Origin of the sequence: Paraburkholderia sp. BR10937 (assembly GCF_040965695.1) — a bacterium.
Lineage (GTDB): Bacteria > Pseudomonadota > Gammaproteobacteria > Burkholderiales > Burkholderiaceae > Paraburkholderia.
Genome location: NZ_JBFRCL010000012.1, coordinates 1 through 14341, shown reverse-complemented (window position 1 = coordinate 14341; position 14341 = coordinate 1). Strand labels below are relative to the sequence as shown.

Annotated in this window: 12 protein-coding genes and 3 pseudogenes; 12 read left to right on the top strand and 3 right to left on the bottom strand. The window is 64.3% G+C overall.

Features of this window, described 5'->3' with window-relative positions; genetic code table 11:
* Positions 1 to 19 precede the first annotated feature (19 nt).
* Genes AB4Y44_RS12235 through AB4Y44_RS12225 form a run of 3 tightly spaced genes read left to right on the top strand, consistent with a single transcriptional unit; the run spans position 20 to position 2492 of the window.
* On the top strand, positions 20 to 448 hold the full coding sequence (locus tag AB4Y44_RS12235; RefSeq protein ID WP_342923336.1) for a MarR family transcriptional regulator: 429 nt from the start codon (positions 20 to 22) through the stop codon (positions 446 to 448).
* Between the two features lie 56 nt (positions 449 to 504).
* The gene (locus tag AB4Y44_RS12230; protein ID WP_368699672.1) at positions 505 to 1773 is read left to right on the top strand and encodes a M20 family metallopeptidase; all 1269 of its coding nucleotides are present in this window, start codon (positions 505 to 507) and stop codon (positions 1771 to 1773) included.
* Positions 1770 to 2492, top strand: a complete 723-nt coding sequence (locus AB4Y44_RS12225) for a trimeric intracellular cation channel family protein (RefSeq protein ID WP_342923334.1) — start codon at positions 1770 to 1772, stop codon at positions 2490 to 2492. Before AB4Y44_RS12230 ends, AB4Y44_RS12225 begins: the two co-directional genes overlap by 4 nt.
* A gap of 11 nt (positions 2493 to 2503) precedes the next feature.
* Here AB4Y44_RS12225 and AB4Y44_RS12220 read toward each other — a convergent pair.
* Positions 2504 to 2638, bottom strand: a pseudogene (locus tag AB4Y44_RS12220) (cysteine hydrolase); the annotation flags it as partial.
* Between the two features lie 253 nt (positions 2639 to 2891).
* On the opposite strand from AB4Y44_RS12220, the gene AB4Y44_RS12215 reads away from it, so the two are divergent.
* From AB4Y44_RS12215 to AB4Y44_RS12200, 4 genes are all read left to right on the top strand, one after another.
* Positions 2892 to 3995 (top strand): porin, encoded by a 1104-nt coding sequence (locus AB4Y44_RS12215; RefSeq protein ID WP_368699671.1) that lies wholly within the window; start codon positions 2892 to 2894, stop codon positions 3993 to 3995.
* 53 nt (positions 3996 to 4048) lie between these two features.
* Positions 4049 to 6562, top strand: a complete 2514-nt coding sequence (locus AB4Y44_RS12210; protein WP_368699670.1) for a glucose/quinate/shikimate family membrane-bound PQQ-dependent dehydrogenase — start codon at positions 4049 to 4051, stop codon at positions 6560 to 6562.
* A gap of 139 nt (positions 6563 to 6701) precedes the next feature.
* Entirely contained in the window at positions 6702 to 7739 is a 1038-nt protein-coding gene (locus tag AB4Y44_RS12205) for a porin (RefSeq protein ID WP_368699669.1), read from the top strand.
* Positions 7740 to 7900: 161 nt separating this feature from the next.
* Entirely contained in the window at positions 7901 to 9556 is a 1656-nt protein-coding gene (locus tag AB4Y44_RS12200; protein WP_342923330.1) for an ABC-F family ATP-binding cassette domain-containing protein, read from the top strand.
* A gap of 557 nt (positions 9557 to 10113) precedes the next feature.
* Here AB4Y44_RS12200 and AB4Y44_RS12195 read toward each other — a convergent pair.
* A pseudogene (locus tag AB4Y44_RS12195) lies at positions 10114 to 10560 on the bottom strand (PHP domain-containing protein); the annotation flags it as partial.
* Between the two features lie 334 nt (positions 10561 to 10894).
* Here AB4Y44_RS12195 and AB4Y44_RS12190 point away from each other — a divergent pair.
* The 3 genes from AB4Y44_RS12190 to AB4Y44_RS12180 all read left to right on the top strand — a co-directional run bounded on the left by AB4Y44_RS12190 (position 10895) and on the right by AB4Y44_RS12180 (position 12580).
* On the top strand, positions 10895 to 11131 hold the full coding sequence (locus AB4Y44_RS12190) for a type II toxin-antitoxin system Phd/YefM family antitoxin (protein ID WP_342923329.1): 237 nt from the start codon (positions 10895 to 10897) through the stop codon (positions 11129 to 11131).
* Positions 11131 to 11508: a type II toxin-antitoxin system VapC family toxin gene (locus tag AB4Y44_RS12185; RefSeq protein ID WP_342923328.1), complete on the top strand. Its 378-nt coding sequence runs from the start codon at positions 11131 to 11133 to the stop codon at positions 11506 to 11508. Before AB4Y44_RS12190 ends, AB4Y44_RS12185 begins: the two co-directional genes overlap by 1 nt.
* Before the next feature lie 826 nt (positions 11509 to 12334).
* Positions 12335 to 12580, top strand: coding sequence for a hypothetical protein (locus AB4Y44_RS12180; RefSeq protein ID WP_342923412.1), 246 nt, complete (start codon positions 12335 to 12337; stop codon positions 12578 to 12580).
* 168 nt (positions 12581 to 12748) lie between these two features.
* On the opposite strand, the gene AB4Y44_RS12175 is transcribed toward AB4Y44_RS12180, so the two are convergent.
* Positions 12749 to 13093, bottom strand: coding sequence for a response regulator (locus AB4Y44_RS12175; RefSeq protein ID WP_342923327.1), 345 nt, complete (start codon positions 13091 to 13093; stop codon positions 12749 to 12751).
* Between the two features lie 373 nt (positions 13094 to 13466).
* Between AB4Y44_RS12175 and AB4Y44_RS12170 the strand changes: the two are divergent.
* A pseudogene (locus AB4Y44_RS12170) lies at positions 13467 to 13556 on the top strand (helix-turn-helix domain-containing protein); the annotation flags it as partial.
* Positions 13557 to 13601: 45 nt separating this feature from the next.
* Positions 13602 to 14102, top strand: coding sequence for a helix-turn-helix transcriptional regulator (locus AB4Y44_RS12165; protein ID WP_368699764.1), 501 nt, complete (start codon positions 13602 to 13604; stop codon positions 14100 to 14102).
* The last annotated feature ends 239 nt before the right edge of the window (positions 14103 to 14341 follow it).

The window sequence follows — 14341 nt, the reverse complement described above, 5'->3', positions numbered from 1 at the left end:
TACGGATGGGAGCACGCATTTGTATTCCGATTTCCTCACCTTCAGGCTCGATCAAACGAGCGCGCTGCTGATGGAGCGCGCCAACGCGGTCTACCGCGAGCGCTGGGATCTCGACGTGCGCGCCATGCGCGTGCTGCGCATCATCCGCGCCGAGCCGGGCATCACGCCCAAGATCGTTTCGCAGCGCGCGCTCATCGAAAAAACGCTGCTTTCCAAAACGCTCGGCGAGCTCGAATCGCGTGGCCTGATTGGCCGCGGCACGCATGCGCAGGACCGGCGCAGCGTCGTGCTGCGCGTCACGCCCGAGGGCGCGAAAGTGGCGAATGCCTCGGAAAAGGCCGGCTCGAAGCTCGAAGCCGAACTCGCGGCCGTCCTCACCGATCACGAGCGCAAGACGCTCGACCAGTTGCTAGCCAAGCTTGCGCAGAGCCTGATCGACGGTGTTTGAGATCGCGGCGCGCACGCCGCACATTGCACAATGAAATACGCATGAAGGAGTCGTCCATGCCCAATCTGGTCGAAACCGTGACCCCCGCCATTGGCGCGCTGCTGCCCGAGCTCGAAGTGCTCTACAAGGATCTGCACCAGCATCCCGAACTCTCGATGCAGGAGTTCCGCACGGCGGCGCTCGTGGCGCAGCGCATGGAAAAACTCGGTTACGAAGTCTCCCGCGAAGTGGGCGTGACGGGCGTCGTGGCCGTGCTGCGCAACGGCGAGGGCCCGGTCGTGATGCTGCGCGCCGACATGGACGCGCTGCCCATGGCCGAAGCCACGGGCCTGCCATATGCGAGCACTGTGACCGCGAAAGACGAGGAGGGCGTGCAGGTCGGCGTCGCGCACTCGTGCGGGCACGACCTGCACGTGACATGGCTCCTTGGCGTGGCGCAGTTGATGGCGGCGCATCGCGACGCATGGAGCGGCACGCTGCTTGCCGTGTTCCAGCCCGGCGAGGAAGTGGGCCGCGGCGCGCGCAGCATGATGGACGACGGCATGATCGAGCGCTTTCCGAAGCCCGACGTGATCCTCGGCCAGCACGTGATGGTGGGCCCGGCGGGCACCGTGGGCTATCGCAGCGGCACGATCCTCTCGGCCGGCGACAGCCTCAAGGTGAAGCTGTTCGGCCGCGGTTCGCACGGCTCGCAGCCGCAAACCTCGATCGACCCGGTGATCATGGCGGCTTCCACCACGCTGCGCCTGCAGACCATCGTGTCGCGCGAAATCTCGCCGCGCGAAGCCGCCGTGCTCACGGTGGGCTCGTTGCAGGCGGGCACGAAGGAAAACATCATCCCTGACGACGCCACGCTCAAGCTCAACATGCGCACCTTTGACGACGACGTGCGCGAGTACATGCTGGGCGCGATCCGCCGCATCTGTTGCGCCGAATGCGCGGCCTCGAATGCGCCGCGCGAGCCGGAATTCACGATGCTGTCGAGCTATCCGCTCACGGTGAACGACGACGCCACCACGGCGCGCCTGCGCAAGGCCTTCGAGGCATGGTTCGGCAAGCGCGCCTACGAAACGCAGCCGGCCGCCGCCAGCGAGGACTTCAGCGTGTTCGGCCGCGAATGGGGCGTGCCGTACGCGTTCTGGTTCGTGGGCAGCACCGACCCCGAGGTCTACGCACAAGCCAGGGCCGCGAAGAAGCTCAACGAAATCCCGAGCAACCACTCGCCGAAGTTCGCGCCGGCGCTCGACCCTACCTTGCGCACCGGCCTCGAAGCGATGCTGTGCGCGGCCGCCGCGTGGCTCGGCCGCGAAAGCGAGGCGGCGTGAGCGTGGCACTCGGGGCGCACGTGGGCGCGCATCTCAACGCCCACACGGCCTATACGGCACTCGACCTGATCGGCACGTTCGCCTTCGCGATCTCCGGCGCCGTGGCCGCGCGGCAGCGGCGGCTCGATCTGTTCGGCATCGTCGTCGTGAGCTTCATGGTGGCGTGCGGCGGCGGCATCATCCGCGATCTCTGCATCGGCGCGGTGCCGCCCGCGGGGCTCGCGAACTGGGCCTACCTCGCCGTCACGCTGCTGGCGACGGGACTGACCATTGCCGCGTATCCGCAGGTGCGGCGACTGCGTCATCCCGTGCTCTTGTTCGATGCGATCGGTCTTGGGCTCTTTGCCGTGGCGGGCGCGCAGAAGGCGCTCGCGTACAGCCAGAGTGCGGAGCCGGCCATCATCCTCGGCATCGTGAGCGCGGTAGGCGGCGGCGTGATGCGCGACGTGCTGCTCTCTCGCGTGCCCGCCATACTCGAGCGCGAGATCTATGCGTCGGCGGCGCTGCTTGGGGCCGCCGTGCAGGTGGGGCTCACGTACGCGGGCTGGTCGACGTTCTGGACCCCCTGGGTGGCCGTGATTTCCTGCGTGTCGCTGCGATTGGCCGCGCTCTACTTCGGCTGGCGTTTGCCGGTTTTTCACGCTGTGCGCTCGGCTCAGCCGCAACCGGCGCAGCGTGGCGACGCCGCGAAGGCCGATTCGCGGCACGACGCGCGCTAGCGTCAATCACCTCACGCCGCAGGTTCGAACGCGATTTCGCCGATACGCACCGCGCTGATCGTCGGGCCGAAGCTGCGGATGTTCGAAAGCGTCGCGTTGTGATGCGCGCGGATCAGCACCGCGTTCGCGTTCGGTTTGTCGTGCGTGGCAGTCGCCCCCACGATGCGCCGCGCATGGTGCGGCGCGGCACGCAATATGCCCGGCGCCAGTGGCGCCGTCGCGCGCATGCAACTGTCCACCGTCCAGCCAGAATACGGCTTTCTTCACCACGCGCTATGCTTTTTAGTGCGCGATGTGGCTGGCATGGGCCCGGCCACGCCGGCTTGTCTGCACGTTCAACCACGTTATCCGCCCCGGCATGGACCGGACCAAGCAAGAAGACTCCACGAGGGAGCCAACGTGAAAACGACTCTGGGCGCAGTGGTTCTGCTCGCCGCCAGTTCGGCCGCGAGCGCACAATCGAGCGTCACGATGTATGGCCGCGTGGATGGCGGCATCGAATACCTCAATCACATCGCGAACGGCAGCGGCGGCAGTTCGAGCCGCTGGAGCGCCGAAGGCGGCGACTGGGGCACCAGCATGTTCGGCCTCAAAGGCACTGAGGACCTGGGCGGCGGCAGCGCCGCGATCTTCAACCTCGAAACCGCCGTGCAGATCATGAACGGCACCACAGGCGGCGGCCGGCTCTGGTCGCGGCGCGCGTATGTGGGTTTGAAGAACGACACATGGGGGCAACTGCAAGCCGGCCGTAATCTCTTCATCGACAGCGACGGCGTGTGGGCATTCGACCCGTTCGTGCAGCAGGCGGTGTCGTCGGCTTCGCTCGTGCGTGGGCGCAACTGGCAGCAAACGAGCAACAACGTCGAATATCACAGCCCGGTGTGGAACGGTCTCGACGTGCAGGGCCAGTATTCGTTCGGCAACCAGCCAGGCAACTTCAACGCCGGCGCCGAAGGCGAGTTCGGCCGCTCGGACGGCATCATGCTCTCGTATCACTCGCCGCTCTTCGACCTGCGCGGCATCTACGACGAACTGCGCGATTCGAGCGGGCGTTTTTCCAACATCTTCACGGCCTCGCGCGAATACTTCGTGGGCGGCAACCTGCGCGTGCAGAAGTTCAAGATCCAGGCCGCGTACACGCATTACTCCGCACCTGATTCGCCGCCCGGCATTTCCGATACCGCCGACCACTACTGGCTGGGCGCGACTTACCAGGCCACGCCGAAGTGGGCAGTGACCGCCGCGGGTTTCTATATTCACGTCGGCGAGGGCGGCGGCGACGCCTCGCACGACCCCGCGAGCCACGCCATGCTCTACGCGCTCGGCGCGACGTACAACCTCAGTGCGCGCACGTTCCTGTACGGCACGGTGGCCTACGTGGACAACAGCAAGAACGGCACGTTCTCGGTGTTCGCGACGCCGCGCGACTCGAGCACGCCGACCAGCCCCATGGCTGGCCAATCGCAGACGGGCGCCTATGTCGGGATGATGCACGTGTTCTGACGCCACGCTTTTTCCGCCATCGCAGACGACATTCTTCGAGGAAGGTTGAGATCATGGCCAGACTATCGAAACCGCTGGGCTTCATCGGCGTCATTTCCGTGCTGTTCACCTTGCTCACGGCGGTGTATCTGCTGGCTGGCGGCGCGTGGCTCATGTCGCTCGGCGGCTCGCCGTACTACGTCGTGACGGGCGTGCTGCTGCTTGTCTTCGCGTGGCTGCTGTGGCGCGCGAGCCCCTCGGCGTTCGTGCTCTATGCGATCGTGCTGATCGGGACGGCGATCTGGGGCCTCTGGGAGTCGGGGCCGGACTTCTGGGCCCTCGTGCCGCGCTCGGGCGTGCTGGTGGTGTTCGGCATCTGGCTGCTCGTGCTCATGAGCTGGCATCTCGAGCGCCCGCGCCAGTTCGGCGTGCTTGCGCTCGTGGTCGGGCTGCTCGTGTGGGGCGGCGTGCTCGTGTATGCGCACTTCAACGACCCGCAGCAGATCAACGGCTCGCTCGCGGCGGTGAGGGCCACGCCCGCACCGAACGTCGACGGCATCGAGCCGTCCGAATGGCCCGCCTATGGACGCGACCAGCAAGGAACGCGCTATTCGCCGCTGCAGCAGATCACGCCCGAGAACGTGCATAACCTCCAGGTGGCCTGGACCTTCCGCACCGGCGACACGAAAGGTCCCAACGATCCGGTCGAGATCACCAACGAAGTCACGCCGATCAAGATCGGCGATCTGCTCTACCTGTGCTCGCCGCACCAGATCCTGTTCGCACTCGACGCGCAAACCGGCGAGCTCAAATGGAAGTTCGATCCGAAGCTGCAGGCCGATCCCTCGTTCCAGCACGTGACCTGCCGGGGCGTGTCGTTCGTGGATCTTTCGGCGGCGTCTGTGAACGCCGCGGCGGCGGACCTGGCCGCGACGGCGACGAAGCCCGCGGCGGCGTCGGGCACCGAAGCGGCTGCGCCAGCCAGTGATCCCGCGTCGGCGACGGAAGCCGCCGCGCCCGCGAGCGCACCCGCGGCCGCAGCGACGCCGGTCGCCGCGAACGGCACCTGCATGCGCCGCATCCTGCTGCCCGTGAACGACGGCCACCTCTACGCACTCGATGCGCTGACGGGCGAGCGCTGCGCGGGCTTCGGCAACAACGGCGACCTCGACCTGCAGCACGCCATGCCGGTGACGACACCGGGCATGTACGAGCCCACTTCGCCGCCCGTCGTCACGAACAAGGTGATCGTCGTGGCGGGCGCCGTGGAAGACAACTTTTCGACGCGCGAGCCCTCGGGCGTGATTCGCGGCTTCGACGTGCGCACGGGTCAACTGCTGTGGGCGTTCGATCCGGGCGCGGCGGACCCGAACAAGATTCCGGGCCCCGGCGAGCACTACACGTGGAACTCGCCGAACTCGTGGGCGCCGGCCGCCTACGATGCGAAGCTCGACATCGTCTATCTGCCGATGGGCGTGAAGACACCGGACATTTGGGGCGGCGACCGCACGCCCGACCTCGAGCGCTACGCGACGGGCCTGCTCGCGCTGCACGCGTCGACCGGCAAGCTCGCCTGGTTCTACCAGACGGTGCACCACGACTTGTGGGACATGGATCAGCCCTCGCAGCCCACGCTCGCCGACATCACCGACAAGGACGGCAAGACCGTGCCGGTGGTCTACGCGCCTGCGAAGACGGGCAACCTGTTCGTGCTCGACCGCCGCACGGGCGCACTCGTCGTGCCCGCGCCCGAAATGCCGGTGCCGCAGGGCGCCGCGCCCGGCGACCACGTCTCGGCCACGCAGCCGTTCTCGGCGCTCACGTTCCGGCCGTCGAAGAATCTCACCGACGCCGACATGTGGGGCGCCACGATGTACGACCAGCTCATCTGCCGCGTGATGTTCCACCAGCTGCGCTATGAAGGCACCTTCACGCCGCCTTCGCTGCAAGGCTCGCTGATCTTCCCGGGCAACCTCGGCATGTTCGAGTGGGGCGGCCTCGCTATCGACACCGACCGGCAGATCGCCGTGGCGAACCCCATCGCGCTGCCATTCGTCTCGCGGCTCATTCCGCGCGGACCTGGCAATCCGATCGAGCCGCAGCCGGGCGCGAAGGGCAGCGGCACGGAGGCGGGCATCCAGCCGCAATACGGCGTGCCTTATGGCGTGACGCTCAATCCGTTCATGTCGCCGATCGGGCTGCCCTGCAAGCAGCCGGCGTGGGGTTATATCTCCGTCGTCGACCTGAAGACCAATCAGATCGTCTGGAAAAAGCGCATCGGCACGACGCGTGACAGTTCGCCGATTCCCGTGGCCTTCCGCACGGGCATGCCGATGCTGGGCGGCCCGATGGTGACGGCGGGCGGCGTGATCTTCATCGGCGCGACGGCGGATAACTACCTGCGCGCCTTCGATGTAAACAACGGCAATCGGCTCTGGCAAGCGCGTCTGCCAGCAGGCGGTCAGGCCACGCCGATGACGTATGCGGTGAATGGCCGCCAGTTCGTCGTGATCGCGGCAGGCGGGCACGGCTCGTTCGGCACGAAGCTCGGCGACTACGTGATTGCCTACGCGCTGCCGAAGCAATAAGCAACGCGCGGCCGCCCGGCAGCAACGGGTGGCCGCGGCTTGCGGTTTTTCCACGCGGCGGCAGGCCACAAGCACGGCGCCTGCCGCCCTTCATGCAGCATGCGACGCACCGCTCGTGCGCTTCACCCGCTTTTCCCTCATGAGTCGAACATTGCGCGCGACGCGCGCCTGGGCGGTGTTGTCTGCGGCAACCTTCGCCACGTTGCACACGATAAGCGCACACGCGCAAAGCTCGGTCACGCTATACGGGGCACTCGACACGAGCATCGAAGTGACGAACCCGGGCGCGGGCTGGGTCGCACGCATGGACTCGGGCGCGTATCGCGGCTCGCGCTTCGGGCTGCGCGGCGTGGAGGATATCGGCAGCGGCATCAAGATATTGTTCGAGCTGGAAAACGGCTTCGGCTCCAACGACGGCACCTTTGCCGTCGCCAACACGATCTTCAACCGCCAGGCGTGGATAGGACTCGGCACACAGTGGGGCACGGTGCGCGTGGGGCGGCAATACTCGCCGATCTATATCCCGTTCAAGGGACAGCTCGACGCGTTCGGCGCGGGCACCATCGCTTCGGGCCTCAACAATCTTTCGAAGATCACGCCTTATGAAAGCAACGCGATCTCGTATCTGTCTCCCGACATCTACGGCTTCTCGACCACGCTGATGGCCTCGCTGCGCGATCCGTCCACGGGCAGTAACGGGCTGGCGGGCAACATCGAAACCGTCGAGTGGCGGCACGGGCCGTTTCGCATCTCCTACGCGCATCAACAGCAAAACGGCGATGGCGCGCTGCGAGCCAATCTGGGCGGTGTGTCGTACGTGCTCGGCCCGGTGACCGGATTTCTCGCGTACTTCAACGGCGATGGCGGCACGCCGCGCAACCACAACAACGGCGTCTCGGTCTCGGCGCGCTATGCGATCACCTCGCGGTTTCGCGCTTCGCTCGGTTACGCGTGGGTGCACGACCTCTCGGGCGCCGACAACGACGCCGACCAGTTCAGCGCCGCGTGCGAGTACGACCTTTCGAAGCGCGTACTGCTCTACGCGAGCGCAGGTTGGCTGCGCAATCGCAATGAGGCGACCTTCACGCTGCGCGGCGTGAACGTCACCGGCCTGCCGCCTTCATGGCCGGGCGCGCCTGTGCGCGGCGTGCAGTTCGGCATGATCGATCGCTTTTAAAGCGTACGGCTTGTGCCAGGCATCGCTCGTTGTTATCATGCGCCTTCCATACCTGCACACCGGACTCCAGCCAAAGTGGACAACTAAGCTTTCCCCAAAAATGTTTTCGCGCCAGCGTGATACACGCTGCGCGAGTGGATTCATACATTCGGGAGAAGCTTATGGCGCGAGTCACGCCAGCCGCGACGCTTGTCGCATTCCATCACGTTTCGTTCCGGTTCGATAGCGGCGTCACGCTATTCGACTCGCTGGACCTCGTTCTCGATCGCGTGCCCACGGGCATTGTCGGCCGCAATGGCGTCGGCAAAAGCCTGCTCGCGCAACTGATCGCCGGGCGAATCGCGCCGACATCAGGCTCGATTGACCGGCACATCAGGGTCGCGTTCGCGGCCCAGCAGCCCCTCGACGCATCGCACGACAGCCAGACCGTCGCCCAGGTCGCGGGGCTCGACGCGCCGCTCGCGGCCCTGGCGCGGCTGGCAAACGGCGTGGCCGACACCGGCGATTTCGACGAAATCGGCGAGCGCTGGGATCTCGCCGCGCGCCTGCGCACGGCGCTCGATGCGGCGGGGCTCGATCATCTGGAGTCCGACACATTGGCGCAAACGCTCAGCGGCGGCGAGCTTGCGCGCGTCACCCTGATCGGCGCGCTGCTGGCGGACGCCGGCTTGCTCGTGCTCGACGAGCCGACCAATCACCTCGACGCCGTCGGCCGCGCGTGGCTGCGCGGCGCGCTGGCGGGATGGCGCGGCGGCCTCGTCGTCGTGAGCCATGACCGTGCGCTGCTTGCGCACATGCAGCGCATCGTCGAGGTCACGCCCAGGGGACTGCGAAGCTATGGCGGCAACTATGCCAGCTACCGCGGCCAGCGCGATGCGGAACACGAGGCGGCAAAAAACGCGCTCAGCCATGCGCGTACCGAACGCGAGCGCGCCGCGCGCAGGCTTCAGCGCGAACACGACACGATCCAGCGACATGCCGCCGGAGCATTGCGTGACGCGAAGACGGCCAATCTATCCTCGATGGCGAAAGAGGGGATCAAGTGCGGTGCGCGCAATGTGATGGGGCAGGTGAGGGCCGAACAACGCGAGCACAAGGCGGCGCTCGATGAGCGCGTTAGCGAGGCCGCCGCGCGTGTCGAGCCCGATGCGCCCGTGCTGGTGGCGCTGCCGGGCGCGGAGGTCAGCGCGCGCCGCCAGGTCTTCACGCTCGAAGCCGCGAGGCTGCCTTGGCACGCGCACGACGATCCCGCCGCCACGCTCACCTGGTCGTGCAGCGGCCCTGTGCGCGTCGCGCTGACGGGCCCGAACGGATGCGGGAAGTCGACGCTGCTGCGCCTCCTCGCGGGACAGCTCGCGCCCAAAGCGGGGCACAGCGTGACGCATGTCCGCAGCGCGTACCTTGACCAGAAACTCGCGCAGCTCGATCCCGACCGCACGATCGTCGAACAGCTCGGGTTGCTCGACACACCGCTCGCAGAAGGGGAGTTGCGCAGCCGGCTCGCGCTATTGCAACTCGATGCCGCGCGCGTGACGCAACCGTCGCGCCATCTGAGCGGCGGCGAGCGGCTGAAGGCCGCGCTCGCCTGCGCGCTTTGGCGCGGCGCGCCGGCGCAATTGCTGCTGCTCGACGAGCCGACCAACCACCTGGACCTGGAATCCGTGCGCGCGATCGAAGAGGCGCTAGCCGACTTCCCGGGCGCGCTGATCGTGGCCTCGCACGACGCCGACTTCATCGCCGCGCTCGCGCCGACGCATACGATGCAATGGAGCCGCGAGGGATGGCGCTACGATCCCGTCATCCGATCCATCGGATAACGGGCGCTATACAGGCGTATTCGGGCTGTTTGGCGGCGGTTGCAACGCGGAGATCGCGATGCCTAGTCGAAGGCCGTACAGAGACGCTCGATCGGTACCGCGATCAGTATGCAGATCGAAAACGCGAGACCGAAGGTAAAGGCTACGGAAGCTGTCGCGCCGCACCATGCGATGAAGCGCCTGGCGTCGTGCTTTTCGTGCGCGACGTAGGCAATCTTGCGCCAGGCGCGACCAGCAGCGTACGTAATAGCGAGCGCAAGCACGAGCGCGCAGACCGAGGCGATGCCGAGGATCCACTGCGTGCCGTGCCAGCCTGGTATTGGATCCTGCGTGACAGCGTCGGCGCAGGCCGTCGAAACGAGCGTGACGCCGAGCGCCAGATGCAGCAGCCAGATGAGTGGCACCGCGCACAGACCGAGCCAGGCGGCGACGCGCTGTGCGCGCGTCGGCTCAGGGTGCGAGCCGGCGCCGGTGGGTTGCCCGGATGTGGGGGCGGACGTCATGGGTTCCTCCTGTGAGGCGGCACGGGCTGGCGGCGCAGGAGGTGTGCCTGGTTGGTAATCTGGGCTCAGGATCGCAATGCAATCCGGAAGGCCCTTGAGGTGCCCCTGCGACGATTCCGGGTGGTCAAGGTCGCGGGTGGCGAGCCGGTAGCTGGCCTTGTCCGCACGCATGCGCCCAAGCGTGATCAATTCGCTCAGATTGCCGTAGCCGTCCCGCGTCATGGCGAGTGCAATAAACCGAAGGGCCGGCGCACCGTCAGCATTGGTCAACGCGAATTCCGAGCCGACGATGAACGGGATACCCGCCTCCTTCGCCTCGAGGTGCGCGCGCACCACGCCCGCGAGCGAACACTCATCGGTTACGGCGATCGCGTTATAGCCCAGCTGTGCCGCCCGCGCGGCCAGGTCGTCCGCGTGTGAGGCGCCACGCAGAAAGGAGAAGTTCGAAGCACACTGCAGTTCCGCGTAGTCGGGCAGCGCGCCATAGGCTGGCGTGGACATTGGATCAGGCGCGGGACCATGGCTTCGCATCGGCCTTCCATCCAGCCGCCATCACCCAGACGTCGCGTCGCCCCATACCGCCTCCAATGCTGTACGTTTATACAGTGTGCGCCGGGAGATCGGTAGAGATCAAGGGGTGGAAGTGCCCACACACGCGCATTTTGGGTCTGTTGGTCCCAAACTCCCTCTGAACAAGCCGAGGAGTGCGCGTATTCCGAGACGCAGTCGCAGTTCGAGCCTCGTGTGTTTGTGCCGTTTATTCATTGACAAGCGGTTGCCGCTTGACCGGCGTGAGCAGGTGGACTAACATGGGCTTAGTCCACTAGGAGTAGTTATGCAGACCGTCAATATTCATGAAGCGAAAACGCAGTTTTCGCGGCTGGTCGATGCCGCCGCCGGCGGCGAGGAAATCGTCATCGCCAAGGCCGGCAAGCCGGCCGCCCGACTGGTGCCAATTGAAAAGACGAAGGTCACGCGGCGCTTCGGTGGCCTCAAGGGCAAGGTCCGTATTGCGGACGACTTCGATGCGCCGCTCCCCGATGATCTGATCGCAGCCTTCGAGGGTCGTTGATGCGTCTGCTTCTTGATACACACGTCTACCTCTGGTCGGTCATGGACGACCGCAAGCTGACCAAAGCGGCGCGCACGCTGATTCTGGAAGCCGAGGAAGTATTTGTAAGCGCCGCTAGCATCTGGGAGGCCTCAATCAAGGTCGGTCTAGGCAAACTTGAGGCCGACGTCGATCTGCTTGTCTCGGAGATTGCAGCCAGCGGATTCTTGGAACTGCCGGTACGGGCGGTTCACGCAGCGTTGGTTCGCAACCTGCCTGACATTCATCGCGATCCATTTGACCGACTTCTGGTTGCGCAGGCAATGTCGGAGCCGTTGCGGTTGGTAACTTCGGACGGGCATCTGTCGAAGTACACCGAACTCGTCATCACCGTGTAGGAAAACAGTGCAAACTCACTGATTGGCCTTCATAGGAGGAGTGGCACGATGATGACCGATATCGGTTCACACGCTGCTTTGTTTGTGCGCGTGGTAGCGGCACTTGGGGTCGTGCTTGTCCTTACCGTGCTTGGTCTTGTAACGTGGAACTTAAGTAGACGTCGTCGTGGGGGGGCTGCCGCTAGCGCATCCACTAGTGAGCGCGACAGGGCTGAACAACCGCTTGCCCGCAGATCGCCCACCGGCTCGTTCTAGTCGCGGCCGTCATTTTTTGCGGCACGTTCATCGTGGCTGCGGCGATCGCGATGATCTTGAGCCCGGATGTCTGGCGTATTGGCCAGGAGCACTTCGCGGCTACCATGGGCTTACCGGCCGCAGCGTTCGCTTCAATATGCATAGTCGTGTTTCTGGAGAGCTCATCCGGCCGGATCGAGTTCGAGGGGCTGGGGTTTAAGTTCAAGGGTGCCTCTGGACCTATAGTGCTTTGGGCACTTTGCTTTATCGTATTTGTTATCGCCATAAAACTTCTCTACTGAACGGGTCCGCGGCGCGCAATCGGCGTTTCACCGCGAATCGCAACATATCGGAAAATTGGAAAGCGATATGCCGCGACCGACCCTATCCATTGACGACTGGAAGTGCCCCTGGTGCAAGGAACACAATCGTTTCGAGAGCACGCTTGCAGGCGCATGCCACGAGGGTGATCTGTCGGGCTTTGTTGACCAGGTTACGTGCACGTCGTGCGGTAAGGATTCGACGGTTTCGCTCAGCAACCAGTTTCGGGTCGAAGCCGTCACCGATTGACCAAGGAAATTCGACTGTGACAATGTTCGATGATGCGCGTCGCTATCGCGAGCAGGAGGCGCTGGTTGGCAAGGGTGGCGTCGTGGTCTTCTTCCAAGGAGAGGTTCAAGGCTGGGTGAACCAACTGCGCAACCCTGAACATTGGCAACCCGGCTGCATAGCGGTCGACGAGCAAGGCGCTATCTGGAATGCTGTCCTAACCGATAAGGTATCCTTATCTATAAGCGGCACGCAGGAACGTCACATGTTTGCACACCAGATCCGGTAATTGCGAGGGTGGCCGCCCGCTTACGTAGGAACTAAGAGCACCAACAATTGCAATGGCTGCAATACGGCTCTGCGTCAACTTGACGCCGATGTAGTCAACAAGGCTTTCGACGGCGTGCGTAAGTACCGCACCGCGAGCACGAGCACGAGCACGAGCCGATCCAGCCTACTACGGCTTGCCTAGATTCGTATTGATGCAGTCTGCCAACACGTTTGCGTCGACAGGTTTCTCAAAAATGGCGATGACACCATCCTTGTTCAGTTTCGCAGTGAGATCGGCTGTCGGAAACGCCGTGATAAAAATTACGGGTACAACGAAGCCCTGACTTACGAGTCGGTCGTGCAGCTGCACCCCAGTTATATTCGGCATTCTCACGTCGGTAATCAGGCATGCGACGTCACTCATGATGTTCGACCGCAAGAATTCGAATCCGGAGGCAAACGGGCGCACATCCCAGCCCATCGAATTCACCAGACCAGCGATCGCGATCCTGACGGCCGCGTCATCGTCCACGACAGCAATAGTTTTTTTGGTTCGGTATGCACGTGAATTCCAGACAATGTAAGTCTTTCATCTTGCCCTGAATCGGCGAAACGCAACGACACGATGAGTAGCCTAGTCCTTAAAGACCAGTCCGGGAAGAGTACAAAGGTACGGGGTATGCTAGCCCTTTGGTAAGCGCAATGTCCGGTGACCGAGCAACGCCACAGCGCTGTCTGCAGGTAACCAGAGATCGACCCGTGCGCTCGCAGCCAGCTGCGGAAATACTCCCTCGTGATGCAACTGCTCGCGCGATTACGCATAGGGTACTAGCCATTTTTTGCACGCGAAACAATGCCCAACGATCCGAGCTTGCTGACAAGCTCGGCAACCGAACGCCGCCCGGCTCGCGGACGAGCTTGCTGTTTCGGAACGGACGATCTATCGCGACGTGGCGGAGTTGATGGCGCAGGGTGTACCCGTCGAAGGCAGTGCGGGTGTCGGTTATCTGCTGAAACCCGGCTATTTCCTCCCGCCGCTGATGTTCGCGCGCGAGGAGCTCGAGGCGATCATGCTGGGTCTGCGCTACGTCGATCAGCGCGGCGATGACGTGCTGATAGCAGCTGCCAAAGCAGCGAGGGCGAAAATCAGCGCCGTGTTGCCGCCGGATGCGGCTGTGACGCTCGATCTGCCGCTGGCGCTGCCTGGGCCGTCGGCAACGTCCTTTCCCGACAATGTGGTTGAGCTCGACCGTCTGCGTGCAGCAATCCGGGCGCAATACCGCCTGAAGATCGTCTATGCCGATGCAGCCGGGCGTCGCTCGCAACGCGTGGTCTGGCCCGTACAGATCGGCTTGATGGATAGCGCCCGCGTGCTTGCCGCCTGGTGTGAACTGCGAGGCGCCTTTCGGACATTCCGGACCGACCGGATTCTTTCGGTAGTCGAGGGCTCGCGCTATCCGGCCCGGCGTGCGGAATTGATAGCCGGATTGCACGAGCATCTGGCGCGTTCCACCTACGAGCAGACTGCTGACAAAGCATGACAGTCGAGGGAATTGAGGGCGACGCGCTGATGAGGGCGCTACGGAATACGTTTCAACGCTCTACTTAGGAACACTACGTGATTTGACATAACATAAATTATCGCAGTTTTTACTGTGGGGGCTACGTCCTAATGTCGTGTTCTGGCTATTTACAGATGTCGTGTTTTTGAGCGCTGGCAAGCTGGCAGACTGCTGCAACCGCTGCGGGGCCTGCCATGAAGCCGGACACGACGCTGGTG

What these genes read in the sequence shown, in the direction of transcription:
- AB4Y44_RS12230 (WP_368699672.1), top strand. Translation starts at nt 505, where the DNA reads ATGCCCAATCTGGTCGAAACCGTGACCCCCGCCATTGGCGCGCTGCTG.
- AB4Y44_RS12210 (WP_368699670.1), top strand. Translation starts at nt 4,049, where the DNA reads ATGGCCAGACTATCGAAACCGCTGGGCTTCATCGGCGTCATTTCCGTG.
- AB4Y44_RS12205 (WP_368699669.1), top strand. Translation starts at nt 6,702, where the DNA reads ATGAGTCGAACATTGCGCGCGACGCGCGCCTGGGCGGTGTTGTCTGCG.
- AB4Y44_RS12200 (WP_342923330.1), top strand. Translation starts at nt 7,901, where the DNA reads ATGGCGCGAGTCACGCCAGCCGCGACGCTTGTCGCATTCCATCACGTT.
- AB4Y44_RS12190 (WP_342923329.1), top strand. Translation starts at nt 10,895, where the DNA reads ATGCAGACCGTCAATATTCATGAAGCGAAAACGCAGTTTTCGCGGCTG.
- AB4Y44_RS12185 (WP_342923328.1), top strand. Translation starts at nt 11,131, where the DNA reads ATGCGTCTGCTTCTTGATACACACGTCTACCTCTGGTCGGTCATGGAC.
- AB4Y44_RS12180 (WP_342923412.1), top strand. Translation starts at nt 12,335, where the DNA reads ATGTTCGATGATGCGCGTCGCTATCGCGAGCAGGAGGCGCTGGTTGGC.
- AB4Y44_RS12165 (WP_368699764.1), top strand. Translation starts at nt 13,602, where the DNA reads ATGTTCGCGCGCGAGGAGCTCGAGGCGATCATGCTGGGTCTGCGCTAC.